The following is a 25,379-nucleotide window of genomic DNA, read 5'->3' on the forward strand; positions in this document are numbered from 1 at the left end:
GCCCATGTACAGTCTGTTCAGTGTGGCTTTTATCGCCCATCGGATCCCGTTGGCCTGGCTGCAGTTGACGCGGGAGAAGATCCGCCTGCTGGTGGCCCTGGCGGGCATTGCCTTTGCTTGCATCTTGATGTTCATGCAGTTGGGCTTCCAAGACAGCCTGCTGGAAAGTGCCATCCGCTTCCACGTGGCCCTGAAGGGAGAGATCTTCCTGGTCAGCCCTCAGTCCAACGCCCTGATTGCCATGAACACCTTCTCCCAGCGGCGACTCTATCAGGCTTTGGGCTTTGAGGGGGTGCGGGCCATCTCGCCTGTCTATGTGGGCTTTGCCCTCTGGAAAAACCCGGAGACCCGCCGTACCCGCAGCATTTTCGTGGTGGGAGTGGATCCCTCGGCTGATCTGTTGGACTTGCCGGAACTAACACCGGACAAGCTGGAAGAGATCAAAAAGGCGGACGTGGTGCTGTTTGACCGCCGTTCCCGCAGCGAGTTTGGCCCCATCCCAGAGTGGTTTGAGTCCGGGCGAGAGGTGGTTACTGAGGTGGGAAACCGCCGCGTCCAGGTGGGGGGCCTGTTTGAGATGGGGGCCACCTTTGGAGCCGACGGCACCATTCTCACCAGCGATCTCAATTTCCTGCGCACTTTTCCGCAGCGGGGGCGCGGCCTAGTGGATATCGGCGTGGTGCAACTCCAGCCGGGTGTGGATCCGGATCCCTTGGTGCGGCAGATGCGGGCTTTGCTGCCGGAAGATGTGCGGGTGCTCTCACGGGCGGAGTTTATCGATATGGAGCAAACCTACTGGGAAGAGGGCACAGCCATCGGCTTTATTTTCGGCCTGGGGGTGGGCATGGGCTTTATTGTCGGCATTGTGATTGTCTATCAAATTCTCTACACCGATGTGTCGGATCACCTGGCGGAATATGCCACTCTCAAAGCCATGGGCTATACCGATACCTACCTGCTGGGGGTGGTATTTCAGGAGGCGCTCCTGCTGGCCGGCTTGGGGTACATTCCTGCCTTTGCCCTGTCGGTTTTGCTCTACGATTTGACGGCCAATGCCACGTTGCTGCCTATTGCCATGACCTTCAACCGGGCAGTGCTGGTGCTGGGGCTGGCGGTGAGCATGTGTTTCATCTCAGGAGCGATTGCCGTGCGACGGCTGCGGGCAGCCGATCCTGCCGACATTTTCTAGAGTTTTGGCTGTGGGTGAAGCGCTAGGGTGTTGAGCAATAGTCTGTCAAAGGGTGCTGGATGGATGGTGAAGGGTTTGAGCTAGGCTGTCTAAAAACTTCTGGGATCCTCATCAACGCTCTCCGGCCAAAGGTTTCTAAATGGTCTCATCTCAACGCTCCAAATGACGGCCTAAGTGGTCAATGAGTTGTCAACGCAAAGTTTTGAGATTTTGAGTTTCCTATGCTGACTCCTCTTCTCGATCAAGCTGCCCTTGCTTCTGCCCAGAATGCCGTTGAGCCAGTGGTGAAAGCCGAAGGTGTAAACCACTATTTCGGCGAGGGATCCCTGCGCAAGCAGATTCTCTTCGACATTAGCTTTGCCCTGCAGCCAGGGGAGATCGTGCTGCTGACTGGCCCTTCCGGCTCCGGCAAAACCACCCTGCTGACGCTGCTGGGGGCCTTGCGCTCGGTGCAGGAGGGCAGCTTGCGGGTGTTGGGACAGGAGCTGCGGGGAGCTCAGCCCAGTACTCTCATTCAAATCCGCCGCCAGGTCGGGTACATTTTCCAGGCCCATAACCTGCTGCGATCCCTGACGGCAGCCCAAAACGTGCGCATGGCCCTGGAGCTGCACAACGGCCTCTCTCCTCAGGAAGCCCAGCAGCGAGCGGAAGCAATGCTGGCGGCGGTGGGCCTGGGGGATCGCGTCCACTACTACCCGGAACAGCTTTCCGGCGGACAAAAGCAGCGGGTGGCCATTGCCCGCGCCTTGGTTAGCCATCCCAAGCTGGTGCTGGCGGACGAGCCCACGGCAGCCCTAGATAGTAAGTCGGGCCGCGAGGTGGTGACCCTGATGGAGAAGCTGGCGCGGGAGCAGGGCTGCACCATCCTCATGGTGACCCACGACAACCGCATCCTGGACATCGCGGATCGGGTGCTGCACATGGAGGATGGCCGGCTGGAGAGCCAAGGGGTTGCCTAGCTTTGCCCAGAGCAGGCGTGGCGGCGGTACCAGTCGATGGTGCGCTGCAGCCCTTCCCGCAAGCCGACTTTGGCCACAAAACCCATCCTCTCTCGGGCCTTGGAGACATCCAGACAGCGGCGGGGTTGGCCATTGGGCTTGTCCGTTTGCCAGCGGATCTCTCCCCGGAACTCCATCAGCTCGCAGATGAGAGCAATCAGATCCCGGATGGAGATCTCTTCACCGGTGCCCAGGTTCAAGGGATCCGCCCCGTCGTAAAGCTGGGTGGCCATGACAATGCCGCGGGCCGCATCTTCAGCGTAGAAAAACTCGCGGGTGGGGCTGCCATCCCCCCACACTTCGACATAGTTTTGGCCCCGTTGCTGTGCTTCATGCACCTTGCGGATCAAAGCCGGGATTACGTGGGAGCTTTCGGGGTCGAAGTTGTCCATCGGGCCATAGAGGTTCACCGGCAGCAGGTAGATGCCGTTGAAGCCGTACTGCTGTCGGTAGGCTTGCAGTTGCACCAGCAGGGCTTTCTTGGCGATGCCGTAGGGGGCGTTGGTCTCTTCCGGGTAGCCGTTCCAGAGATCCTCTTCCTTGAAGGGGACGGGGGTAAACTTGGGGTAGGCGCAGATGGTGCCCACGCAGACAAACTTCTCCACCCCGGCCAGATAGGCGGCGTGGATGAGCTGGGATCCCATGATGAGGTTGTCGTAGAAGAGTTCTGCCGGCTTGGCTTGGTTGAGGCCGATGCCACCCACGTGGGCGGCCAAATGGATGACGATATCTTGCCCTTGCACCACCTCTTGGCAGACTTCCCAACGGCGCAGATCCTGGGTGCGGGAGCGCGGGATGCGCACCTGCTCCGGCTTTACCCCCAGCACCTGCAACTGTTGCAGCACATGTTTGCCCAAAAAGCCGCTGCCCCCTGTGAGCAAAATGCGCTTCTGGCTGAGATCGACGGAGCTGGGCAAGCTGTTGGGCATAGATCCGACGCAGAGAACTTCCGGCTTTCATTATGCTGCAGACAGGATAGCCGTATTCCAGACTTGTTGGCGATGGTCATCGAGAATAGGCAAGGCATCAACTCAAAACCTGGGCAAACCGCGCCGGCGACAGAGTAGGGATCCATTCATCCGCTTGTCCATAGGCTTGTTGGGCGAAGCGACGGGCCAAAGCGGGCAGGATGGGCAGGGGATTGCTGAAGCCGGAAAACAGTTGTAAGCCTTCCCAGCCGGGCAGGGATCCCACCAGAGGCTGGTGATCAGCGCTGAAGGCCACCAAGCAGTGATACCACCGTCCAGGCAGGTGGGCCAACTTGGGCAGGTAGCGACCGGCTTGTGCCCGGATCTGGGCTTCGCTGGCGGCTGCATCCACCTCGGCATGGGGATCCGTCAATACCCGGCTGATCTGGCCCATGCGAATGCTGCCATCTACAAATTGCAGGATCCCGGCATCCAGAATCGGCGGGCAAAGCTCGTGCCCTGGCTCGTCCCAAAGGGGATCCCGATCGGGATGGGCGGCTTGTCGTTCCAGTTCCAAGCGTTGCACGGGCACGCTCATCACCAACGCTTTCAATTGCAAATCCGAGGGCTCCAGCTCCAGGGATTCGGCATGGGTGTAGTAGATGGGCACCCGGATTCCCGCTTGGCGCAACAGAGCCCGTGTCCAGCCGCCGGCGCACACCACCACTTGGCCTGCTCCGTAGCAGTCGGCTCCGGACTCTACGCCCGTGATGCGCGCTCCCTGCCGCCGCAGGGCCGTTGCTGTTGCGATCAAGAGGGATCCCCCCAATCGTTGAAAGGCTTTTTGAAAGGCCAGCGCCGTCAACAAGGGGTTGATGTGGCCATGCCGAGCCCAGAGGACTACTTCCAGAGCGGCCGGATCCAGCAGCGGCTCCAGCTCGCAGGCTGCCGCCACCGAAATCCGCCGGGGTGGGATGCGACAGTCGGCCAGATCCGCCTCAACGGCCTCTGCATCGTAGCCGGGGGCAATGGGCATGAGCAGATCCAGCTCGCGAAATTGAATATCTGCCTCCAGCTCTTCTGACAGGGTGCGGTAGCGTTGGATCCCTTCTTCCCCCAAAGCTTTGAGCAGCGGCGTTTTGCCCGCCCAATGGGCCAAGCCCCCGTAGCTGTAGCGGGTTGCTCCGTTCAGCACTCCATCTTTCTCCATCAGCAGAACGGATCCCCCCTGGCGGGCCAGTTCATAGCTTAGGGCTGCCCCGGTAATCCCACCGCCGATCAGAATCCAGTCGTAGTTGGCCATCACTTCCCTCTTTGCCCTGAACCTCATCTTGCGGCAAAGAGGCTCAGTTTGGGGTAGCGAGCGCAGCAGAACTCGGATCCGCACTGGTGGCGGTACTGGCTGAAGCGGAACTCACAAAGGGCTTCCTTGAGTCCAGATTGAGAGTCCCCTTGGGTCCAGAGTCAACATAAAAGGCAGGTTAGTGGCATCGGCCATCTGCAAATGAACCTGTGGCGGCATCTGGCCCAGACTTTATCGCTGCACACTTCCCCAACAGGCAAAAGGGGCCAACCTGGACAGAGAACATAGCCAACAGAAACGGGCGGAGATCTCCGGGATCCCTGCCCATCCTGGTTTGAGGCGGGTTATTCTCTGCCCTCAGGCGCTTTCAAGACTCTCCCGCCAGGCGGGCGTAAAACAGGCCTTGAATGCGAACAGTGTGGGGTTCCATCGCCCCTTGCTCGGTGCTGGAAGGCTGAATGCTAACAAAGGATCCCGCCATTTCGCCAGTGCTGGGATCCACGCGAGCAATCCGCAGCGACATTTTCCCCTGGGAAACCTCGTCCACCTTGCGGTTGGTGGCAAAATCATCTTTGGCAGCCTGTAGACCTACCGCAGTGTCGTAGCCGGTGTTGGATCCCCGCCCGCGCGGGTCGAGGAAGGTGCTGCTGTGATAGCCGGGCACCAAGAACTCCCCTTCAAAATCGGTCGAAGGGTCAATGGCGGAGCCCTGGGCAGTGGCGACCAAGTCTTTCACGCTAAACAGAAACGGCACCAGCTCGCGGCGGGGCATTTGGCCGGTGGTCGGCTGAAAGGTGATCCCATCCACCACTTTGAGCTCCAGCACGCCGTCTTTGGGAGTCACCTCGGCTTTAATCGGCCCCAGAGTGGCCGCTGAGATCATGATGTTTTTGGCCTTGATGAACTCTTTCTCGCCGTTCCGCTTTTCCTCTTCCACCTCAATTTGCACCGGCTGGAAGCAGACATCCGTCAGCTTCAGGGATCCCCCCCTAGGCACTTCGATACGGCCCCGGGCGTTGTCCGAGACCGAAGGGCAAATGGCGGCCTTGCCGGTGTTGCGGATCTGGTCATAGGTCAGCGGCGCCTTGGCAGCCTTAGCCGGAACAGCAAAGACGCTCAAACAAAGCGCCAACAGGATGGCGAGCAGTGGACGGTACCGCATAATCAACCTCGAAAAACCTTTTTTGAATCTGAACGCTGCTGGGGGAAATAAGCCCGAATGCCCCCATTGTACGCAATCGTGATCCCCCTCAGAGGAAGTGCCTCAAAATTAGCCACCCACCAACAGGGATCCCAGCCAGCGTTCCCGAATCTGGGTGATCAACTCGCGGATAGGCTGTTGGTTGACACGGTAGCTGATGGGATGGGCAATCAGGCGAGCTGTACTCTCGAATAGGCAGTCTCGCTCAATCAGGCCGTTTTCCCTCAGGGTGCGCCCTGTGGCTACCAAGTCGACGATGGCATCGGCCATGCCGGTGAGGGGGGCCAACTCCACCGAACCATAGAGAGAGATAAGCTCCACCGGCAAATCCAGGCGGTCAAAATACTCCCGGGCGCAGCCGACAAACTTAGAAGCCACGCGGGCATGAGCAGGCAACTGAGCTGCCGAGTGGTAGGGGCTATCTTGGGGAAGGGCCACCGACATGCGACAGTGGCCAAATTGGAGATCCAACAGGTGGGCCACCCGCGCTTCGGTGCCGGCATAGCGCTCCCGCAAGACGTCGTAGCCGACAATGCCCAACTGCGCCTGCCCGTACTCCACGTACACCGGCACATCGTGAGTGCGCACCAGCAGCGCTTCGTAGCGTTGTCCGTTCAGCCGGGTGGGGGATTCAATCCGCAGCAGGCGATTGCCGGGATCCAAAAAACGGCTGAAATCGATCCCCACCTGCTGCAGGCATTGAATGGCCTCAGGCAGCAAGGCCCCCTTGGCCAGGGCAATCGTGATGGGTGGGCTGTCGGGACGGCCATCCAGCATCTTCCTCTGCCGATCTGAGTTCTGAACTTGAGCTGGGAGCAATCGATATAAGAATGTTGGGATCCCCGTCTGCCGGGTGGAACTCTCAGGAGAGACGGGGCAAAACGAGGGGCTCAGGGGAAACCCTTGGCGAAATGCCCAGAAGAGCAAGCCCCCTTGATTGTAGGGGATCGGAATCCCAGCAGCGATTCCCCAGCCTCTTGAAAGCCCCGCCGGTTCTCTGGAATGCCGATCCTGGGATGATAAAGTCAGAGCACGGTTAGCCCGGAGGAGTGATGACGGCATGAAAGCCATGATCCTGGCAGCAGGCAAAGGCACGCGGGTGCGGCCCATCACCTACATGATGCCGAAGCCGATGATCCCCATTTTGCACAAGCCTGTCATGGAATTTTTGGTGGAGCTGCTGCGGGAACACGGCTTCGACCAGATCATGGTCAACACCAGCCACTTGGCCCACCAAATCGAAGACTACTTTCGAGATGGGCAGCAATGGGGGGTTCACATCGGCTTTTCCTTCGAAGGCCATTTTGAGAACGGCCAGCCGGTGGCCGAACCTCTGGGCTCCGCTGGCGGTATGCGCAAGATCCAGGATTTCTCCGGATTTTTCGACAGTACCTTTGTGGTGCTCTGTGGGGATGCGCTAATCGACCTAAACCTCACGCAGATCGTCAACTTCCACAAAGCCAAGGGAGCGCTGGCCACCGTGGTGTTGCGGGAGGTGGATCCCAGCCAGGTCTCCAGCTACGGAGTGGTGGTAACCGATGAGACGGGTCGCATCACTGCCTTCCAAGAAAAGCCCAGGCGGGAAGAGGCCCTCAGCCACACCATCAACACCGGCATCTACGTTTTCGAGCCGGAAGTGTTCGACTACATTCCCCCCGGCTGCCCCTACGACATCGGCAGCGATCTCTTCCCGGCCTTGGTGAAAGCGGGCGCTCCCTTTTATGGGATCACGGCTGACTTTCAGTGGGTGGACATTGGCCGCACCCACGACTACTGGCTGGCAGTGCAAAAAGTGCTGCGCGGCGAGATCAAGGGGGTCAAGGTGCCCGGGATCCAGATTCAACCCGGCGTATGGACGGGGATCAACATCCGCGCCAACTGGGATCGCATCCACATCGAGCCACCGGTCTACATCGGGGCCAGCAGCTATTTGGCGGACGGGGTCAAACTCATCGGCCCCACGGCAATTGGCTACGGATGTGTGTTGAATGAAGGGTGTACGCTGGATGGCAGCTTGATTTTTAACTACACCCAGATTGCGGCAGGCGTGACCCTACGCCACCAGATGGTGATGGGTCGCTACTGCATTTCCTCGGATGGCAATGCCATCGACACCGAAGAGTCCAACCTCACGTGGCTGATCGGAGATGCCCGCAGCAATGCCAACGGCAAATCCCCATAGCTCCCTCTACCTCTACGGGATCGTCGCTGCCCCCGGCCCGCGTCATCTGAGTGTGGTGGGGCTGGACAAGCAGCCGGTGCAGGTTCATGGGCTGGGATCCCTGGCCTTCTTGTACTCCCAGGCTCGACAGGAGCGCTACCTGGCCAGCCGGGCCAACTTGCTCGCCCATGAGGCCGTGCTGGAAAAAGTGATGAACGAGGGACACCGGGCTCTGCTGCCTCTGCAATTTGGCCTGGTGGTGAGCGGCTGGGAGCAGGTGGAACGGGACTTGGTGCAGCCCCGCTTGGCGGATCTGCTGGCTCTGCTGGAGCGCCTGGAGGGCAAGCGGGAGGTGGGAGTCAAAGTCTTCTGGGATCCCGAGCAGGAGCTCAAGCTGGGGCTAGAGGAAAACCCTGCCCTCAAAGCTCGGCGGGACGAAATGGCCGGCGCTCCTCTGGGGCTGGACGCGGTAGTCGAGATCGGACGGGCTCTAGAGCAACTCTTGGAGCAGCGGCGTCAGCGCATTGCCCAGACCTTTACAGCAGCCCTCAGCCCCTTGGCCAGCGACCGCGTGGAAGGAGATCTGCTCACCGAAAACATGGCCTACAACGGCTCGTTTTTGATCAATTGGGAAGATGAGCCGGTTTTTGCCCAAAAAGTGGAGGAGCTAGACCACACCTTTCAAGGGCGGCTGCGCATTCGCTACAACAACTTCACCGCTCCCTACAATTTCGTCAAACTTTGACACACTCAGCTGTATTGGGTCACTTCTCTACAAAAGACAAGAGGAGACCGCTCGGCTGAATGGTCGAAGGCAGGGATCCTTTTGGGGATCCGCTCAGGTATTGTGGGGATAGGCACTGCAGTGGCTAAGCCGAGGGAGACGGTATGGGGTTGCTTATTTTTATCTTGTTTTTAGCTCTGGCTGCCGGGATCTTGGCTCTAGCCCTTTACCACGAAAAGAAACGTCGAGAAGCTCTGGAGCGGGTAGCTGCACAGCTAGGAATGCGCTTTTCTGCCCAGTTGCCTGAAGAGATTCGATCTCGCTTGTTGCAAGCAGGCTTTGGACTGTTTGAACGAGGCCATGGGCGGCGTTTCTATAATTCGATGTCCAAGCGGCTGATCGATGGCACTGAGATTACCGTTTTTGATTACCAATACACCAGCGGCAGTGGCAAGAGTTCCAGCACTTATCGCCAGTCCGTCTTCTACGCCTATCACGAGGATCTTCATCTGCCGCGTTTTCGGCTGCACCCCGAAAATGCCCTTTTCCATGGCATCGCCAAAGCTTTTGGCATGCAAGATATCAATTTCGAGAGCCACCCTAAGTTCTCCCGGAGCTATCTCTTGCGAGGAGAGAATGAAGCCCAAGTTCGGCTGCGGTTCCATCCTGGCGTCCTTGGTTTTTGGGAGCAGCATCCCAACTATTGCGCCGAAGGAGCTGGCGCCCACCTCATTCTTTGGCAAAATGACCGACAGGTGAGTCCCGAAGAGATAGCAAAATGGATGCGCTTGGGGGAAGAGTTGACGCAACAGCTGCGGCGTAGGTAGCAGCAGAGCCTACGGCCCGCTGCCGCAAGCAGCTAACCTCAGCCTAAACCTCAACCGCAGAGGGTGGCCTCTCTACTGGGTGCTGATCTACTGGGCGCTGAGAGCGGCCAACAAATCATCCGCCAATGACACCGCCGTATAGACCAAAGCCTGTCGTTGCTCAGGAGACAAATCACCAACAGGAGTCTGGGGATTGCTCACGATACCCTGCAGTACTCTGCTGGCTATGTATTCCCGCTTGGAAACCCCTGGGCTGGAGATGGTGGGGTTATCCAGAGAGAACTTCTGATGGTGCTCGAAGGGGAAGGCGTATTCGGGGGCAACCGGCATCGCTCGACTCCAGATGGATCTCTACACTCTGCTTTGCCTATTTTCCCATCCTCTCTCGCTGGGGATTTTAAAAAAGCGGTGCCTCAAAAAAGACATAACGGGTTATCGTAATCAGAGAGATCCCTATGTGGGGGAAGGATCTGGGCTGCTCTCCCTTGGGAACAGTGGACATGCATTTGAGGGATTCTTTTCGACGCACCAAAATTGTTGCCACCATCGGCCCTGCCAGCTCAAATCCAGCCATTCTCAGGGAGATGATCCTGCAAGGGGCAACCACCCTTCGCCTGAACTTCTCCCATGGGGATCACGAGCTACACCGCCGCAGCATTCGCCTGATCCGCCAAACCGCGATGGATCTGGGCATCCAGGTCGCCATTTTGCAAGACCTGCAGGGGCCGAAAATCCGCCTGGGCAAGTTCGCCGAAGGCTCGATCACCCTCAAGGCAGGGGATCCCTTTGTGTTGACCAGCAAACCTGTCTTGGGATCCCAAGAGCGCAGTTGGGTCACCTACGACAAGCTGGCCCAAGAAGTGCCCGAAGGAGCGACGATCCTCATCGACGATGGTCGAGTGGAGATGCGGGTGGAAGCCGTGGATCCGGAAGCGGGCGAACTCTTCTGCCGCACCATTGTCGGGGGTACCCTCTCCAACAACAAGGGGGTCAATTTCCCCGGTGTGCGCCTGAGCATCCGCGCCGTGACCCCAAAGGATAAAGAAGATCTCTACTTCGGCCTCAACCAAGGGGTGGATTGGGTGGCCCTCAGCTTTGTGCGGGATCCCTCTGATGTGCTGGAGCTGCGGGAGCTCATTGCCTCAGCCAAACGGCCTTCTTCCGGCTCAGCCGACAAGCGGGTACCCATCATCGTCAAGATCGAGAAACACGAGGCCATCGAACAGCTGCCCCAGATTTTGGCCCTCAGCGACGGTGTGATGGTGGCGCGGGGAGATCTGGGGGTAGAGCTGCCTGCGGAAGAGGTGCCGATCCTGCAGAAGCGGGTGATCGCCCTGGCCAACTCCCTGGGGATCCCGGTAATTACGGCCACCCAAATGCTGGACAGCATGGTGCACAGCCCCCGGCCTACCCGTGCCGAAATCTCCGATGTGGCCAACGCCATTTTGGATGGCACCGATGCCGTCATGCTCTCCAACGAGACGGCTGTGGGCAAATACCCTGTCGAGGCCGTTGCCACCATGGCCCGCATTGCCGTGCGCACCGAGCGCGATTACTTTGACCTGACCTCCGCCGACCGACGACAACGCCTTCGCGCCCTTGCCATGCAGGAGCTGAGCCAAAACAACGGCAACAGTCCTGCCGGAATGCGGCCCAAAACCCTGATCACCGACTCGATCAGCCGCGCCGTGGGGGAGATCGCCCAAGAGTTGGATGCCGTAGCCGTGATGACCCTGACCAAAACAGGGGCTACTGCTCGCAATGTCTCTAAGTTTCGCCCCCGCACTCCCATCCTAGCCGTAACCCCCCATGTGGAAGTGGCACGGCGGCTGCAGTTGGTTTGGGGGGTACATCCGCTGTTGGTTATGGATTTGGCCACCACCCGCCAGACCTTTCAAGCGGCCATCAGCTTGGCTCAGGAAGATGGCTTGCTCAAGGATGGCGACTTGGTGGTGCTCAGTGCAGGAACCCTGCCAGGCGTTGCGGGATCCACCGATCTGATCAAGGTGGATGTGGTGAAAGCGGTGGTGGCTCAAGGCAAAGGGTTTGGCAAAGGCATTGTCAGCGGCCCGGCCCGCATCTTGAGATCCAGCCTCGATGCCAGCAAAATTACCGCCGGAGACATTTTGGTTGCCCAATCCACCGACGCCAACTATGTGGAGGCGATCAAACAGGCAGCCGGGGTGATTACCGAGGAAGAGGGAGCCTCCTCTCATGCAGCAGTCATTGGCCTGCGGCTGGGGGTGCCGGTGCTGGTGGGGGTCAAGGATGCTACCCGCTTAATCCGGGATGGATCTATCGTCACTCTGAACCCAGAAAAAGGCATAGTGACCGCAGGAGCCGATGGCTTGGGCTTTTAAGCGGGCCTTAAGGTTGCCTGCAATACAAACTTGTATCTCTTGCTACGAAACGAGACCCAGTTCTATGATGGGGGTAGCGAGGCAAGATTTTCCCTGACCCTTCGGTACGTCCCATCCATTCCACGTGTAGGTTAAGCTATGCCCACTTTACAAGCCACCCACTATGCGGTTGAGGCCATCCAGGAGGAAGCTCGTCGCCTCATTCAGCAGGGGGTCTTACGCCGCTCTGCAGCCATTGCCCACCTGCAACCCTTTTTCCCGCAGCGGGAGTGGCAGGCGATTGCCCAAGAGCTGGAGCTGCAAGACTACTGCCCCTCGGATCCCCTCTGCGATTTGATCGGCGACTGCGAGGAGTGGGGCGAAGACTAAGCCTCGATCTGCCGAGGATGGCAAGCGGTCGGCGTTGGCAGACAGCCAATGCCTCTTTATTATTCCAGCCGTTTTTTCCTCCTCTAATCTGTCGGCGGCTAAGCTGGATGAACTATAGTCAGTAATCAAACATCCCTTTTCGCCGGGTTCGCATGGGTCAGACGGCTGTCATTGCCACCTCAGATGGAGGTCTCGACCTGAATAGCCTCGGTTTTGAGGTGCCAGGGTGGCTGCGTGCTCTGCTTTCCGGTGCCGAGGATCCCGGCGATGGGTTGCGGCCTTACACGGCTGAAGAAGCCGATCTGCTGCGCCGTGCCTTTGAGTTTTCCTATTGTTTGCATCAGGGCCAAAAACGCAAATCAGGGGATCCCTACATTGCCCATCCGGTAGCCGTGGCCACTCTCCTGCGGGAGCTGGGGGGAGATGCGGTGACGGTGGCAGCGGGCCTTTTGCACGATGTTATTGAGGATACAGAAGTTACCCCAGAAGCCCTGGAAGCTGAATTCGGCTCTGAAGTTCGCCTACTGGTAGAAGGAGTTACCAAACTCTCCAAGTTCAATTTCTCCAGCAAAACCGAGCAGCAAGCGGAAAATTTCCGCCGCATGTTTGTGGCCATGGCCAAAGATATTCGAGTCATCGTGGTCAAGCTGGCGGATCGCTTACACAACATGCGCACGCTGCAGTATCTCTCCCCCAGTAAGCAACGGCAAATTGCAGCCGAAACCATGGAAATTTTCGCCCCTTTGGCCAACCGGCTGGGGATCTGGCATTTCAAATGGGAACTGGAGGACCTGGCTTTTAAGTATCTGGACTACGAGGCTTACCGGAAGATTCAGGAATTGGTCAACGCCAAGCGCGCCGAGCGAGAGGCCGAGATCCAAGCTTTTATCGAAGAGCTGCGGCAGAACCTTCTTCAAGCGGGACTGGAACGCTTTGAGATCAGCGGACGGCCCAAACATTTGTACAGCATCTATCGCAAGATGCAGCAGCAGCACAAAGAATTTCACGAGATTTACGATCTCTCGGCAGTTCGGGTAATCGTGCATACCAACAGCGAGTGCTATCGGGTGCTGGCAGTCGTTCACAACTGCTTTCGCCCCATCCCTGGGCGTTTCAAAGACTACATTGGTCTGCCCAAGGCCAATCGTTACCAATCTTTGCACACGGCAGTGATCGGCCTGCAGGGACGACCGGTGGAGGTGCAGATTCGTACCGAAGAGATGCACCGCGTGGCTGAGTACGGGATCGCCGCCCACTGGAAGTACAAGGAGGCCGGCAGCACCACTGTCAAGCCCGACGAGGAGCGCTTCACCTGGCTGCGACAGCTGTTGGAGTGGCAAAACGACCTCAAAGATGACAAGGAGTATCTGGACACCCTTCGCGAGAATCTGTTTGAGAGCGAGGTTTACGTTTTCACGCCCAAGGGGGACTTGCTGGCCCTGCCCCAGGGATCCTGTCCGGTGGACTTCGCCTATCGCATCCACTCCGAAGTTGGGGATCACTGTGCAGGAGCGCGGGTGAACAACAAGATCGTGCCTCTGGATACCCGCCTGCGCAACGGCGACATCGTGCAGATCATTACCCACAAGAATGCCCATCCCAGCCTGGACTGGATCAATTTCGTTGCCACCAGCTCTGCCCGCAATCGCATTCGCCAATGGTTTAAGCGCTCAAATCGTGAGCAAAACATCGCGCGGGGCCGGCATTTACTGGAGCGGGAGCTGGGCAAAACGGGCTTTGATGCCCTGCTCAAATCAGAGCGGATGCAGAAGGTGGCCGAAAAGCTCAACTACGCCAGCGTAGAGGATTTGTTGGCCGCTCTGGGTTATGGCGAGACGACCCCCACGCTGGTGATCCATCGGCTACAGGAGGTCAGCAAACCGGCAGTATCCCCCCCTACAGAGGAGGAATCGCTTGAGGGATCCAAGCTGTTGTTGCCGCGGGCTTCTGTGGCTTCCAGTTCCGTCAAATCCCAATCTCCCATTCTGGGGGTGGAGGGTCTGAAACACCAGTTGGCCAAGTGTTGTAACCCGCTGCCGGGGGATCCGATTTTGGGCGTAGTCACCCGCTTTAAGGGGATCAGCATCCATCACCGGGATTGCCCAAGGGTGGCTCAGGTTTCGGGGGAACGCCTGGTGCCAGTACGCTGGAACGAAGAGCAACTGCGGCAGAGCACCCAGATCTACCCGGTAGAACTGCATCTGGAGGTTATCGACCGCGTCGGGGTGCTGCGGGACATCCTTTCCCGCCTATCGGATCAAGGTATCAATGTTCGCAATGCCAAGGTACAAACTTTTGCCAACCGCACCGCCCTGATCGATCTCTGTATCGATGTACGTGATAAAAAACAGCTCACCCAGGTTCAAAGTCAACTGCGCCAGCTTTCTGACGTGCTCGTGCTGCGCTCCCGCCATCACCAAAACGGATCCCGTTGACCTACGCCTGGCCCTTCGCGGGTACGGACTCTAGACCGCATCCCTATTGCGACTCGCTCCTGCAGCAGCCCAATTTTGGGTCAGGCGCTGTCCCATCCTCATCCTGACCTCCTTTGCCGCTTCTGGTGCGCAGAGCGCTTTCCCGCTCCTCTGGGGTCTTGCCAAAAATCCCGTGTCAGCTCACAGGTGGCCAGGCAAGGCCGACAAGCCCAGAGCAATATCCCAGGCTTTCTTCGACAGCCTGTGGAAAACCTGGGGAAATCCAGCGAAGCCCGCCCCAGCTCCGGTGGAATCCCCAGCCATATCTAGGGGGAAGGATTCACTACCTTAGGGGATCTCACACTGACTGTGCGTTAATTTTTATGAATTTGTCAGAAAACCATAACATTAGCCTGTGGAAAACCTGTGGAAAAACCTGGAAAATCTGTGGAAAACCTGTGGAAAAACCCCCCAAGTTATTAACAGGTATAAATACCCTGTGGAAAAGTGGCCAAGTTATCCACAGTTTTTCCACAGGTGGGGAATAGGCTCAAAAGCTCATGGCACAAGGTGTTGACGATCACTTTCCACAGTTTCCACAGCCCCTACTACTACTAGATCAAAAAATTAAATTAGGCAGGGATCGAAATTTCAGATCTGTCCTACGCGCGAGGCAAATTTTCCAAAACTCGACCGCAAGGGGAGGGATCCAACCGGGGCAGTCGGTGTAGGATCTGCGTGTGCAGCCCTCAAGTGCCCCCCATGGTGCAAGCTCAACGTCCTGTGGATCGAGAACTCGAGGCCGAGTCATTTGCGGCAGTGTTGCGCAGCAGCAAGACTGCAGCTCCTCAGCGTGGGGAGGGATACCTTGACGGGGCCGTGGACTCGTCTCCGGAGGGTTTCAGCTTCACCTGCGAGCAAGCCGATCTCAGCCACCACCTCACTTCCGTTGGACGGGCTGTGGCCAGCCGCCCCGCCCTGCCCGTTTTGGCCAATGTGTTGGTGGAGGCCGACGCGGAAACTCAGCGGGTTGCTTTGACCGCCTTTGACTTGAACTTGTGCATTCGCAGCGAGTTCGAGGCTCAGGTCAGGGGATCCGGTCGCACCACCCTGCCGGCCAAGCTGCTCAGCGACATCGTCAGCCGTCTGCCCAGCGGCCCAGTGACTCTTGACGCGAGCAGCCAAGCCAAGGAGAGTGCCCCTGTGATTCTCATGTCGGCAGCCGGCCAGTACCAAGTGCGCAGCATGTCGGCTGAAGAGTACCCCACCCTACCGGAAATACTGCTCCGCACCGCCGACGCAGATGGCGATTTTGTGGGGGAGGAAAGCCCAACAGCTCAGGCCCTGGAGCTGCCCATCGAGAGCCTGTTGCAAGGGATCGGCCAAACCCTTTTTGCGGCCTCTGGAGATGAGACCAAGCAGGTGCTCACAGGAGTGCATGTCAAGCTCTTGCCAGGGGATCCCCCTTGCCTGGAGTTTGCAGCCACCGATGGGCACCGTCTGGCGATGGTGCAGGTGGAGGCCGAAGGGATCCCGGTTGCTTCGGCCCATGGGGAAATAGGGTTGGATTTCACCATTCCCGCTCGCACTTTGCGAGAGGTGGAGCGCATCCTCGGCACCCAGACCGCGGCCTCTACGGTGGAATTGCGGTTTGACCGATCCCAGGTGCAGTTTGTGCTGCCTCCTCGCGCCAGCAAAACGCAGTGCCAACAGCGGATCACCAGCCGTCTCTTGGAGGGCCAATATCCCGACTACAACCGCCTGATTCCCAGGCAATTTGAGCGGCAGATAACCCTGGAGCGTCGGCCTTTGATTGAGTCGCTGGAACGGGTGGGAGTACTTGCTGCCCAAAGAAACGACATCGTCAAGTTCAATCTTTCTGCCGCAACCCAAACCCTGCGCATCAGCACCGAGGCGCCCGATGTGGGCAGTGGCGAGGAATCGTTGCCAGTGCAGATGTCTGGTCCTGACCTGGAGCTGGCCTTCAATGTGCGTTACCTGCTGGATGCCCTCAGGGTGTTTCATACGCAGCAGGTGAGCCTGGAGCTAAACGGCGCCACGCAGCCGGCCATCTGGAAGCCCCTTGGGGCAATGCGGCTCTGTTATTTGGTTATGCCGGTGCAGCTACGGGCTACCTAGTCTTAGGAGAGCTCCACCCAGCTCTAGTCCAAAACTCTCAAGATCATCTCAGTACAAATCTACAGTTGTTTGTACAAATCTACAGTTGTTTGCATTGCCCCCTCTCCCAGAGGGAAAGGAGCCAGGGATGGTCGCGGAAGCGGCGCCGAGCGTTCAGGGAGCATGCCTCTAACCCCCAAAACCCTGAACTTTGCTGAATTTACTGAGCTTTAGGCGGTTTGGCAAAAGTCATTGAGAGGGATATAGTAGACCAAGTTTCCCCCTGATCCTTGAGTCCACCGCAACGGTTGCCGGGAAGTGAAGGGGGAAAGCGCTCGGGGGGTATTCCTCAGGGCTTTGCGGGATACCGCCTTCCTGCTCAGAGATAGGCAGGATGCGATCGCTTCTTTCCTGAACCATGTTCAGGAGAGTTCAGCGTGAATGTATCAGTGTCCTAATCTAGCTTGAAATGACCGTGTTTTAGGTGGGGCTACTGTGTTTGAGTCGATCCAGCTCAAACAAAGCGGTGGGTAAACTCCTGCACCAAGTCCACACGTCCTTTGCGCAAAACCGCTCCTACGAGAGCAAGACCATGGCGGCCCAGCACTGTGGCCTCAGAAAGAGGGTAGGGCATGTATGTTAGCTTGCGTCCCTGGCCCAGAGACAATAGCCCCACCATTTTCTGGCGCCGGCCTCGAGGCCGCAAGATCCTGCTAGGAAAGCGTATCCAAGTTAAGTAGAGGGGGCTTCCAAATCGTTGCTGCCAGCTGCAGAGCTGGAATTGCCTTCCAGGGCTGCTTGGGCGTTGCGGCGCAGGCGGTGGGCCTTGAGCCGGCGCAAGGCAGAGGCGGGAAACTTCTGGTCGAATTCCCCATCTTCCATCTGGGCCAGTTCTTGGAGATCGGGGGCAACGTTCCAAGGGTAAGGCTGAAAATCCGGGATCCGGCTGGGTTGGGCAAAGCGTTGGTTCCAAGGGCAGACCTCTTGGCAAATGTCGCAGCCGGCCACCCAGTTGTGCAGGTTCTGGGCAATCTTGGCAGGGATCCGCTCGGCGTGGCTTTCTAGGGTGTGGTAGGCAACGCAGCGGCGGGAATCCACCACCCCCGGACTGACGATGGCCTGCGTGGGGCAAGCCTCTAGGCAGCGGGTACAGGTGCCGCAGTGAGCGGTGTGGGGCTGGTCAGGAACCAGCTTAAGGGTGGTCAGGATGACCCCCAGAAAAATCCAGGAGCCGTACTCGCGGGTGAGCAACAGGCTGTTTTTGCCGATCCAACCCAAGCCCGCCTGCATGGCCCAGGGCTTTTCCGCCACCGGGCCGGTATCCACGTAGAATCGACCCGTATGATTTGGGAACTGGGCTTGCATCCAGAGGTGGAGTTGTTTGAGCCGCCGTCCCAACACGCGGTGATAATCTCGACCCCAAGCGTAGCGGGAGATCTTGCCTTTGCCGGGATCCTGGCTGTGGCGGATGGGGGTGTAGTAATTCAAAGCCACACAGACCAACGACTGCACCCCCGGCAGCACCTGCTTTGGATCCATTCGCCTAGGATCCGCCATCCAGGCCATGTCGGCGGCCATGCCCGCAGCCAGCCAAGCTTGCAGGCCCCGCAAGTCGGGGGGATCCTCTATGCTGGCAATGCCGACTTTGTCAAAACCCAGGGCCAGGGCCTGTCGTTTCACCTGCGCAGTGGCTCTGGCCCAGTCGACCTCTGAACCCGCAGGGATCCCTGCCATGGCTATGCCGGCAAACCCATCACGCGGCGGTAGCGGGCCTCCAGCTGTGCCACCTGCTGGGATCGGCGGAAGGGATCCCAGGTGCTGTGGGCAAACAGATCCTGCCGCAGCTTGGCCACATCCACCGTCGTCACGGCTCCGCCGGACACCACCTGTTTTCCTCGCACCCAAACGCTATGCACTGCCTGGGTGGGCCGACCCAACACCAGCAGCCCAATGGGATCGGTACGGGGCAACAGCGACAGTTGGGTGAGATCGTACAGCACCAGATCCGCTTGCTTGCCCACTTCCAGGGATCCCAGCTCCTCCCCTAGCCCCAGGCCAATGGCCCCACCTCGGGCTGCCATCTCGATGCTCTCGCGGGGAGAAATCCAGTGGCGGTAGTCGGGATCGGTGATGTTGTGCAGGATGGTGCCGATTTTGATGGCCTCCAGGAGATCCTGGGAATCGTTGCTGGCAGCCCCATCGCAGCCAAAGGCCACGTTCACCCCTGCCCGGCGGTATTTCAAGATGGGGGCAATGCCGCTGCCTAGGCGCAGGTTGCTCAAGGGGTTGTGAACAACCGTAGAGCCGGTGCGGGCCAAGATCTCGATATCGGCATCGCTGAGCCAGACGCAGTGGGCCAAGGAAGTTTTCCGGTCTAGGTAGCCCAAGCGCTCCAGATGCTCCACAGCACTACAGCCGTACTTTTCCTGGGCCAACATCTGCTGGGCGCGGGTTTCCAACAGGTGGGCGTGGCGGGGTAGGTCATACTTCTGGCTTAACTCCGCACAGCCCTTGAACAGCTCGTCTGAGCACAGTTGGATCCCTGTGGGAGCCACCATGAGGGTAATGCCCTCTTCTGGCCGGTGAAAGCGCTGCACCGCCTCTTCCACAATGGCCAGCACCTCTGCTGTGGAGAGGGGATAGGTTTCCGGCTCCCGATCCCAAGAGGAGCTGCTGGGCAACCCCCGAGAGAGAGCCTGATCCTGGATCAAGGGGCCCACGAAGGCGCGGATCCCGACTTCTCGGTAGGCCCGTACCGCCGCCTCAATGGTGGCCAACTCTTGGCCTGGGATCAACACCAGATGATCCACCACCGAGGTGCCCCCCGTCAGCAGGGTTTCCACCGCCGTCCCCAGCGCGCTGAGATAGATTTTTTCCGGATCCGGCGGCGAGTACTCGTGCAGTTGTGCCAGCCACAGCTCCAGCGGATAGGGCGGTATGATCCCTCGTTGCCACATTTCGGGAGAATGGGTGTGGGCATTGACAAAGCCCGGCAGCAAGAGTTGGTTACTGGCATCCAGTTCCAGGCTGTCTGCGCCCGTTGCGGGTAACCCTCTGCCTATGGCAGCAATCCGTTCCCCCTCGATTCGCACATCTGCGGTTTCGTAGCCGGTGGCGGTGGGAATTAACGCATTGCGCAAGATAAAACTCATGCCCGGGATCCAAAAAGGCCGTCTGCTACCTTAGCGTGCTGGAGTTAACCCTGCCAAGGCGGGAGCATGACTCTAGTCAATAATAAGCTCAACTATACTGAAAATAATGTATAATATGTTCAGTACGGATTACTACCAGTTGATCTTTCTGTTTACTTTCGAGTCTGCCAACATGGTAGCCAAAGCAAAGCAGAAAATTGGTAGTAAGACGACACGGAAACTGCGCTTTGGGTATTCTACTCAAAGCTTTGCGGGGTACCGCCATTCTGTTTGGAAACAAACAGAATGCTATCGCTGCATAGTTGAACAGCGATGTTCAGCAGTGTTCAGCGTAAATGTATCAGGATCAGAACATTTGCATGCATAACCTAGCCTTTCCCCCAAGGGATACCCAAGCGTAGTGGTTATAGAACTGCCGACATAGAGGTGCCCACACTCTCCATAACGCAGTTTCAACGCCTCTGCACCGCCGACATGGCCCTACAGCTCAGCCTTGACCGGCTATTTCTTTTTCTTGGCGGAGCCTTTTTTGGCCGGCTTGCTCTCGGCAGCAGGGGCCGGTTCTGGGGCAGGTTCTTCAGGAGGAGCGGGTGGAGTCTCTTCCACTTTGGGGGCCTCTGCCGGCTTGAGACCGGCTTGAGCGGCAACCTCAGCAGCAAAATCCACTTCTTCTTTCTCGATCCCCTCTCCCAGGACAAAGCGCACAAACCGCCGCACCCGAATGTTTTCCCCCAGTTTGGCAATGTGCTGCTTGACCAATTCCTCCACCGTGATCGAGGAATCTTTAATAAAGGGTTGATCCAACAGGGATAACTCTTTCAGGCGCTTTTCGATGCGACCTTGCACGATCTTCTCGCGTATGTTCTCCGGCTTATTGGCCAGATCTTCTTTGCCCATTTCAATGGCTTTTTCCCGCTCCACCACTTCAGCAGGGATCTGGTCAACGCTGACGTATTCTACGTTTTGGCAGGCGGCAATCTGCTTGGCGATGTCTTGCACCAATTTCTTGAAATCTTCGCTGCGGGCCACGAAGTCCGTCTCGCAGTTCACTTCCACCAACACCCCAATTCGATTGCCGAAGTGGATGTAGCTGTCAACTGCCCCCTCTGCCGCGACGCGACTGGCCTTTTTGGCTGCCCCTGCCAACCCTTTCTGTCGCAGCCAGGTGATGGCTTTCTCCATATCGCCACCGGAATCTTCCAGGGCTTTTTTGCAGTCCATCATGCCTGCGCCCGTCTTTTCGCGCAGCTCTTTGACCAGTTTGGCATCAATGCTCATGAGGGCTCCTCGAATGAAAGAACGGGAAGAATGTGGCGGGATATGAGTGAGAATGAGCGGGCTTCGGTAGAATTGTAAACCTAGATTTCAAGAATACACGCCTCTGGATAGGGAACAGGCAGGGAAGTGCCCGGATTGCACGGGATCCCTGCCCTCGGTCTAGCCTTCCTCGGCTTCTCCTTCTTCTTCGTCCTCCATGTCTTCCAGAATGTCGTCGTCCAGATCCATGGCCCCTTCGTAGTCGTACTCATCCTCCTCAACGGTGTCGAGCTGCCCATGCCGCCCTTCGTAGATGGCATCCGCCAGCTTGCCTACAATCAGCTTAATCGCTCGGATGGCATCGTCGTTAGAGGGAATGAAGATATCGCTGAGATCGGGGTCGCAGTTGGTGTCCAGCAGTGAGATGATCGGGATGTTCAGCTTGATACATTCCTGAACGGCGTTGGCCTCCCGCCGCTGATCGACGATGATCACCGCATCGGGGAGCTTGCGCATCGTTTTAATGCCGCCTAAGTACTTTTCCAACCTGGCCAACTCTCGCCGCAGACGGCTGGCCTCTTGTTTGGGCAGGCGATCCAGAAGACCACTGCTCTCCATCTCCTCAATTTCTTTGAGGCGGTCGATGCGGGTTTTGATGGTGGCCCAGTTGGTGAGCATACCCCCCAACCAGCGCTGGTTGACATAGTAGCTGCCACAGCGACGAGCCTCTTGAGCGATGATCCCGGCAGCTTGCCGTTTGGTGCCCACAAACAGGAAGCGCCAACCCCTGTCAGCAGCATCCCGCACATACTCGTAGGCTTCGTTCAGATAGCGGGCCGTCTGCACCAAATCGATAATGTGGATGCCGTTCCGCTCGGTAAAGATGTAGGGCCGCATTTTCGGGTTCCAGCGGCTGGCCTTGTGGCCGAAGTGAACCCCTGCCTCCAACAGTTGAGGCAAACTGACTACGCTCATGAGTTTTTCCTCTCCTACGGGTTAGCCTCCGCCCGAACGGATCCCAGTTACGGCCTTCCCGCCGGTTACCTGCACAGAGCGCTCTACCCCCATTGGCAAGGAACTCAGGAGCTGTTGCAGCAAACCGCGAAAGGGCTGTAAGGACACCCGGTGGTTCAGGCGTGCGATTTCTTAACGGCTTAACTAAGCTAGCATGTTTTCCACGGGATCCCGCAGCTTGGGGTTAACTCTGGCCGCGATTCGATGCTAGACTAGCTAGGCACTTCATGGGCTTCTACCCGTAAGTGCGTCGGGGCGTAGCGCAGCTTGGTAGCGCACCACTTTGGGGTAGTGGGGGTCGTGGGTTCAAATCCCGCCGCTCCGATACTGAGTAATCAGGGGAGGGCTTGAGCCGGACAAAGCCCACTATGCTGGAAACTTTGAGGTACTTTGGCTCCGTTGATCGGCAGCCTTAAGAATCAGGTCACAAGCTTGGCCGGACAATATGGGATCCCGGTTTTACGGTGCTGGATCCCGATGCGGAGCCGACCTTGAACAACATGGGGTTTCGACGGATCTGGAGCGCTTAATCACGGCCCAGGATCCAGGCAATAAGGGGGGGATCCCTGTGGTCAAGATAATACCGAACGGCTTGGGTCAGGTCGATTTCCAGGTCGCGGTTTTGGATGTCGGTGATCATCCTGTGCATAAGCTCCAGATGGATGCGGTCGTCTTGGGTGAGCAGAGCATACTTGCCATTGGGGCTGTTGTTGAGGGCGGCCAAGGCCGCTTGGGTGCCGGTAGCCGTTTTGGAAGGAGGCTTAAGGCGGGCATCCCGTAGCAAAAGAAACTGAAGCTCAGGGTGAGCAATCACCAATTGGTTGAAGTTATTGAGCTGTCCATACATGCTGCTGGGACCCACTTGGATAAAGGCGATCACCCGCTTCTGGGCGGAGAAATAGAGGTGATCTAGAAGTTTGCGTTTGCCCAGCTTCAGGGTGCTCATGGGGACAGGATGGATCCCTTGTAGGGCATTGCCGATGGTGCGCAATTTGCCGATATCGGCTGTGCTGTCGATGATCGCCTCTTGGGGATAGGCGGCGCGGAGCTGAGCCTCGGTATCACGGAGGTAGGGTTCCAAGACTTCGGCAGGATCCTCAGAGAGGCTGGGTGGCTGGAGAGGCGGAGCTACAGCAAGGAGACTCTGGGCAGGAAGAAGGGGGATGAGCAGTTGTTTGAGGGTTTGCAGCTCAGTTTCGAGCCGCTGGACACGGGCGGCTAGATTGCTGGCAGTGGGTACAACTTGCACCTGGGGAGGGAGAGGGATCCCGTTGATGTAGTGGCGATAGTAGGCTGAGGCCCGGTTGAGAATGGCCCGGATGGAGGGTTGACCAAGAATATCGCTTAGGTCATCGGCGGTAAAGAGAGCTTGGAGGTGGATCCCTGAAGGCAGGCGGCTCTGGAGAAGGGCTTGAAGCTGGGGAAGAGAGGGGAGATCTAGGAAGAGGACGGTTTGGGAGAGGCGATCGACGGTAGCCCGGTCAAATTGGGTTTGGAAATGTTGCCAACGGTCGGGGAACAGATTGAGGATAAACAGACTGTTGGGGATACGGGTAAAAAGCTCTTTTAGAGCATCGCCAAAGTTGAGAAGGATATCTCGATTTTCCTCTCGGCCCAGAGCCTCCAATTGGTCGAAGACAATAATGAGAGGTCGGTCGAGCAGCGAAAGCCTGCCGATGACTTTCATCCCTTCTAGGGCAAAGGTGTTGCGATCCAGATCTGCACTCCAAGGGGGCAACCCAATCAAGTTGGTTTCTTCAGGATCCAGGTCGGTACCGCTGAGCCAGCGGATGATCTGGTGACGGCGGTTGGGATCCCTGTAGCTGCAGTATTTGATGATGCCCTTGAGAATGTTTTCGGTGGAACCGGTAAGGAAGTTTTGCTCTGCCCACCAGCGCAGAACCAGTTTTTCAATGGCTTGCCATTGTTGACGACGACGCTCGGTGCCTTCTGCTCCCAGGCAATGAAAGAGGTTGAGGGGATCCGCCGTGAGAATGGAGAGAAGCTCTTCAGTTTTTGAGGTTTGGGGGAAGGTTTTCAAGATTTCCACAAAGCTCTTGGCAATCAAGTAGTCGAGCTGGGTGTGGTGATGGGCATCTACCCGTTCGCGCAGGGATTCCAGGGTGTGGCTGTAGATGTGGTGGTAGATGTTGTCGGGATGGGTGGGCTGAGGGATAAACAGGAGACGGTTGTGGCGCAGGAGGTTTTGGGCCACCCGCATGATCAGGTGGGTCTTGCCGGATCCAGGTTCTCCCAGTAAGACAACCCCTCGGCTCTGGTGGTTGGGATCCCGTTGGATGTCCTGTAGGGTGGCAGTGAGCTGCTGGTACTGAGGCTGATAGATGGTGGTCTCGTCGGGATAATGCTGAAAGGGATTGTCAACTCTGCTGTTGGCGAAAGGATTGGGAACATTCTGGGCTTTGAGCTGAGCGTGGGTGAGGTGGCGATAGAGGTGGTAGGTAAAGAGGGCATCGTAGCTGGCGTCGTGGGCCAACTTGGAGTTGAAGTAACCGCTCTCCAGTTGGATCCCGAGATGTTTGCTCAGGTACTCGAGTCCGTAACCGGCGAGGTTGGGAAAACATTGCTTGGCGGCTGACCAAGTACAGAAGATGGGGTTAGGAAGCCAATCTTGGTTAACTTGGTCAAAGGCTTGTTTAAGGATTTTTAGGTCGTGATCTGCTTGGTGGAAAACAAGAGTCTTGCCTTGTGCCAAGCGCCGCAGGTCAGCAACGATTTGGGCCAAAGGTTTGGGCTGGGGGTGGTGGGGCGAGTATTCTTGGGTGTAGGCATGGTAAATAAGCTTGCCGCTGCTGTCGATAAGGGCGATCTCTTCCAGGTTGGGGTTGCCCTCGGTGTCGATAACCAAGTAGCTCATGGAGGGGCGGAATCCCGTGATGCTAATGTGCTCAATATCTCAGTGTAATTCTGGGTAGGCGGGTTCACCCGACACCAAGGGAACTAGAGATGAGTGAGCAGTGGTATTTTGCATACGGAAGTAGCCTAGATGCCCAGCAGATGGGACACCGTGCTGTTGATTTCAAGGAAGCTAGGCGTGCTCGTTTGCAGGGATACCGCCTGACGTTCAACAAGCGCGGCAACGATGAAACCGGCAAGGCCAACATTGTCCGGGATCCCTCTGGGGTTGTGTGGGGAGTTGCCTATCTGTGCAGCTCGGACAGGCTGGAGAGGATGGATCGGTATGAAGGAATTCCGGGAGCATGACTCTAGTCAATGATACGCTGGACTATACTGAAAATAATGTACAGTATGTTCAGTATGGCTGCTTGGCATGGCTAGGTATGTAAAACCGAGAGAAGCGGCGGATTATTTTGGGGTGTGTCTCCACACTTTGAGGCGATGGGAACAGAAAGGCTGGATCAATGC

Annotated in this window: 21 protein-coding genes, 1 tRNA gene and 2 pseudogenes; 13 read left to right on the forward strand and 11 right to left on the reverse strand. The window is 57.6% G+C overall.

Annotated features, from left to right (window positions below):
* Window positions 1-4 precede the first annotated feature (4 nt).
* Both devC and ACVW0B_RS08095 read left to right on the forward strand, forming a co-directional pair.
* Window positions 5-1,189, forward strand: coding sequence for an ABC transporter permease DevC (gene devC / locus ACVW0B_RS08090; RefSeq protein WP_457491415.1), 1,185 nt, complete (start codon window positions 5-7; stop codon window positions 1,187-1,189).
* A gap of 221 nt (window positions 1,190-1,410) precedes the next feature.
* Window positions 1,411-2,148, forward strand: coding sequence for a DevA family ABC transporter ATP-binding protein (locus ACVW0B_RS08095; protein ID WP_414383324.1), 738 nt, complete (start codon window positions 1,411-1,413; stop codon window positions 2,146-2,148).
* On the opposite strand, the gene ACVW0B_RS08100 is transcribed toward ACVW0B_RS08095, so the two are convergent.
* The 4 genes from ACVW0B_RS08100 to hisG all read right to left on the reverse strand — a co-directional run bounded on the left by ACVW0B_RS08100 (window position 2,145) and on the right by hisG (window position 6,376).
* Window positions 2,145-3,116: a GDP-L-fucose synthase family protein gene (locus tag ACVW0B_RS08100; protein ID WP_041436472.1), complete on the reverse strand. Its 972-nt coding sequence runs from the start codon at window positions 3,114-3,116 to the stop codon at window positions 2,145-2,147. The genes ACVW0B_RS08095 and ACVW0B_RS08100 overlap by 4 nt on opposite strands.
* A 97-nt stretch (window positions 3,117-3,213) precedes the next feature.
* Window positions 3,214-4,398: an NAD(P)/FAD-dependent oxidoreductase gene (locus ACVW0B_RS08105; protein ID WP_457491416.1), complete on the reverse strand. Its 1,185-nt coding sequence runs from the start codon at window positions 4,396-4,398 to the stop codon at window positions 3,214-3,216.
* 367 nt (window positions 4,399-4,765) lie between these two features.
* A complete protein-coding gene (locus tag ACVW0B_RS08110) occupies window positions 4,766-5,560 on the reverse strand; it encodes a photosystem II manganese-stabilizing polypeptide (protein ID WP_457491417.1) in 795 nt (264 codons plus the stop codon).
* A gap of 108 nt (window positions 5,561-5,668) precedes the next feature.
* Window positions 5,669-6,376 carry an ATP phosphoribosyltransferase gene (gene hisG, locus ACVW0B_RS08115; RefSeq protein ID WP_011433162.1) on the reverse strand — a complete coding sequence of 236 codons (708 nt, stop codon included), beginning with the start codon at window positions 6,374-6,376 and terminating at the stop codon, window positions 5,669-5,671.
* 283 nt (window positions 6,377-6,659) lie between these two features.
* Between hisG and ACVW0B_RS08120 the strand changes: the two genes are divergently transcribed.
* The 3 genes from ACVW0B_RS08120 (at window position 6,660) to ACVW0B_RS08130 (ending at window position 9,311) form a co-directional block, all read left to right on the forward strand.
* Window positions 6,660-7,781 (forward strand): sugar phosphate nucleotidyltransferase, encoded by a 1,122-nt coding sequence (locus ACVW0B_RS08120; RefSeq protein WP_457491418.1) that lies wholly within the window; start codon window positions 6,660-6,662, stop codon window positions 7,779-7,781.
* Window positions 7,747-8,505 (forward strand): GvpL/GvpF family gas vesicle protein, encoded by a 759-nt coding sequence (locus ACVW0B_RS08125; protein WP_457491419.1) that lies wholly within the window; start codon window positions 7,747-7,749, stop codon window positions 8,503-8,505. Before ACVW0B_RS08120 ends, ACVW0B_RS08125 begins: the two co-directional genes overlap by 35 nt.
* Before the next feature lie 143 nt (window positions 8,506-8,648).
* Window positions 8,649-9,311: a hypothetical protein gene (locus ACVW0B_RS08130; RefSeq protein ID WP_457491420.1), complete on the forward strand. Its 663-nt coding sequence runs from the start codon at window positions 8,649-8,651 to the stop codon at window positions 9,309-9,311.
* Window positions 9,312-9,398: 87 nt separating this feature from the next.
* On the opposite strand, the gene ACVW0B_RS08135 is transcribed toward ACVW0B_RS08130, so the two are convergent.
* Entirely contained in the window at window positions 9,399-9,641 is a 243-nt protein-coding gene (locus ACVW0B_RS08135) for a hypothetical protein (RefSeq protein WP_457491421.1), read from the reverse strand.
* A gap of 170 nt (window positions 9,642-9,811) precedes the next feature.
* Here ACVW0B_RS08135 and pyk point away from each other — a divergent pair, with 170 nt between their 5' ends.
* The 4 genes from pyk to dnaN all read left to right on the forward strand — a co-directional run bounded on the left by pyk (window position 9,812) and on the right by dnaN (window position 16,593).
* Window positions 9,812-11,671, forward strand: a complete 1,860-nt coding sequence (gene pyk, locus ACVW0B_RS08140) for a pyruvate kinase (RefSeq protein WP_414408711.1) — start codon at window positions 9,812-9,814, stop codon at window positions 11,669-11,671.
* 138 nt (window positions 11,672-11,809) lie between these two features.
* Complete coding sequence (locus tag ACVW0B_RS08145) at window positions 11,810-12,040, forward strand: DUF4327 family protein (RefSeq protein ID WP_011433156.1); 231 nt, start codon at window positions 11,810-11,812, stop codon at window positions 12,038-12,040.
* Between the two features lie 152 nt (window positions 12,041-12,192).
* Window positions 12,193-14,475, forward strand: coding sequence for a RelA/SpoT family protein (locus tag ACVW0B_RS08150; RefSeq protein ID WP_457491422.1), 2,283 nt, complete (start codon window positions 12,193-12,195; stop codon window positions 14,473-14,475).
* A gap of 741 nt (window positions 14,476-15,216) precedes the next feature.
* Window positions 15,217-16,593: a DNA polymerase III subunit beta gene (gene dnaN / locus ACVW0B_RS08155; protein ID WP_457491423.1), complete on the forward strand. Its 1,377-nt coding sequence runs from the start codon at window positions 15,217-15,219 to the stop codon at window positions 16,591-16,593.
* A 493-nt stretch (window positions 16,594-17,086) separates the two neighbouring features.
* On the opposite strand, the gene ACVW0B_RS08160 is transcribed toward dnaN, so the two are convergent.
* The 3 genes from ACVW0B_RS08160 to ACVW0B_RS08170 are packed head-to-tail and all read right to left on the reverse strand — an operon-like array spanning window position 17,087 to window position 19,724.
* On the reverse strand, window positions 17,087-17,278 hold the full coding sequence (locus ACVW0B_RS08160) for a hypothetical protein (protein ID WP_414380595.1): 192 nt from the start codon (window positions 17,276-17,278) through the stop codon (window positions 17,087-17,089).
* Between the two features lie 26 nt (window positions 17,279-17,304).
* Window positions 17,305-18,306, reverse strand: coding sequence for a tRNA epoxyqueuosine(34) reductase QueG (gene queG, locus ACVW0B_RS08165; RefSeq protein WP_457441908.1), 1,002 nt, complete (start codon window positions 18,304-18,306; stop codon window positions 17,305-17,307).
* 2 nt (window positions 18,307-18,308) lie between these two features.
* Window positions 18,309-19,724 carry an amidohydrolase gene (locus ACVW0B_RS08170; RefSeq protein WP_457441909.1) on the reverse strand — a complete coding sequence of 472 codons (1,416 nt, stop codon included), beginning with the start codon at window positions 19,722-19,724 and terminating at the stop codon, window positions 18,309-18,311.
* 118 nt (window positions 19,725-19,842) lie between these two features.
* On the opposite strand from ACVW0B_RS08170, the pseudogene ACVW0B_RS08175 reads away from it, so the two are divergent.
* Window positions 19,843-20,026 (forward strand): annotated as a pseudogene (locus ACVW0B_RS08175) (hypothetical protein); the annotation flags it as partial.
* Between the two features lie 199 nt (window positions 20,027-20,225).
* Here ACVW0B_RS08175 and tsf read toward each other — a convergent pair.
* Together tsf and rpsB are read right to left on the reverse strand one after the other, a co-directional pair.
* Window positions 20,226-21,017, reverse strand: a complete 792-nt coding sequence (tsf, locus tag ACVW0B_RS08180) for a translation elongation factor Ts (RefSeq protein WP_457384367.1) — start codon at window positions 21,015-21,017, stop codon at window positions 20,226-20,228.
* Between the two features lie 144 nt (window positions 21,018-21,161).
* Window positions 21,162-21,956 carry a 30S ribosomal protein S2 gene (gene rpsB / locus ACVW0B_RS08185; RefSeq protein ID WP_011433146.1) on the reverse strand — a complete coding sequence of 265 codons (795 nt, stop codon included), beginning with the start codon at window positions 21,954-21,956 and terminating at the stop codon, window positions 21,162-21,164.
* A 290-nt stretch (window positions 21,957-22,246) separates the two neighbouring features.
* On the opposite strand from rpsB, the gene ACVW0B_RS08190 reads away from it, so the two are divergent.
* Window positions 22,247-22,320: transfer RNA gene (locus ACVW0B_RS08190), tRNA-Pro, on the forward strand.
* Window positions 22,321-22,521: 201 nt separating this feature from the next.
* On the opposite strand, the gene ACVW0B_RS08195 is transcribed toward ACVW0B_RS08190, so the two are convergent.
* Complete coding sequence (locus ACVW0B_RS08195) at window positions 22,522-24,870, reverse strand: AAA family ATPase (RefSeq protein ID WP_457491424.1); 2,349 nt, start codon at window positions 24,868-24,870, stop codon at window positions 22,522-22,524.
* A gap of 89 nt (window positions 24,871-24,959) precedes the next feature.
* Here ACVW0B_RS08195 and ACVW0B_RS08200 point away from each other — a divergent pair, with 89 nt between their 5' ends.
* A complete protein-coding gene (locus tag ACVW0B_RS08200) occupies window positions 24,960-25,217 on the forward strand; it encodes a gamma-glutamylcyclotransferase family protein (RefSeq protein WP_457491425.1) in 258 nt (85 codons plus the stop codon).
* A gap of 67 nt (window positions 25,218-25,284) precedes the next feature.
* Window positions 25,285-25,379 (forward strand): annotated as a pseudogene (locus ACVW0B_RS08205) (IS607 family transposase); the annotation flags it as partial.

It is taken from the genome of Thermostichus sp. MS-CIW-23, from assembly GCF_054059455.1.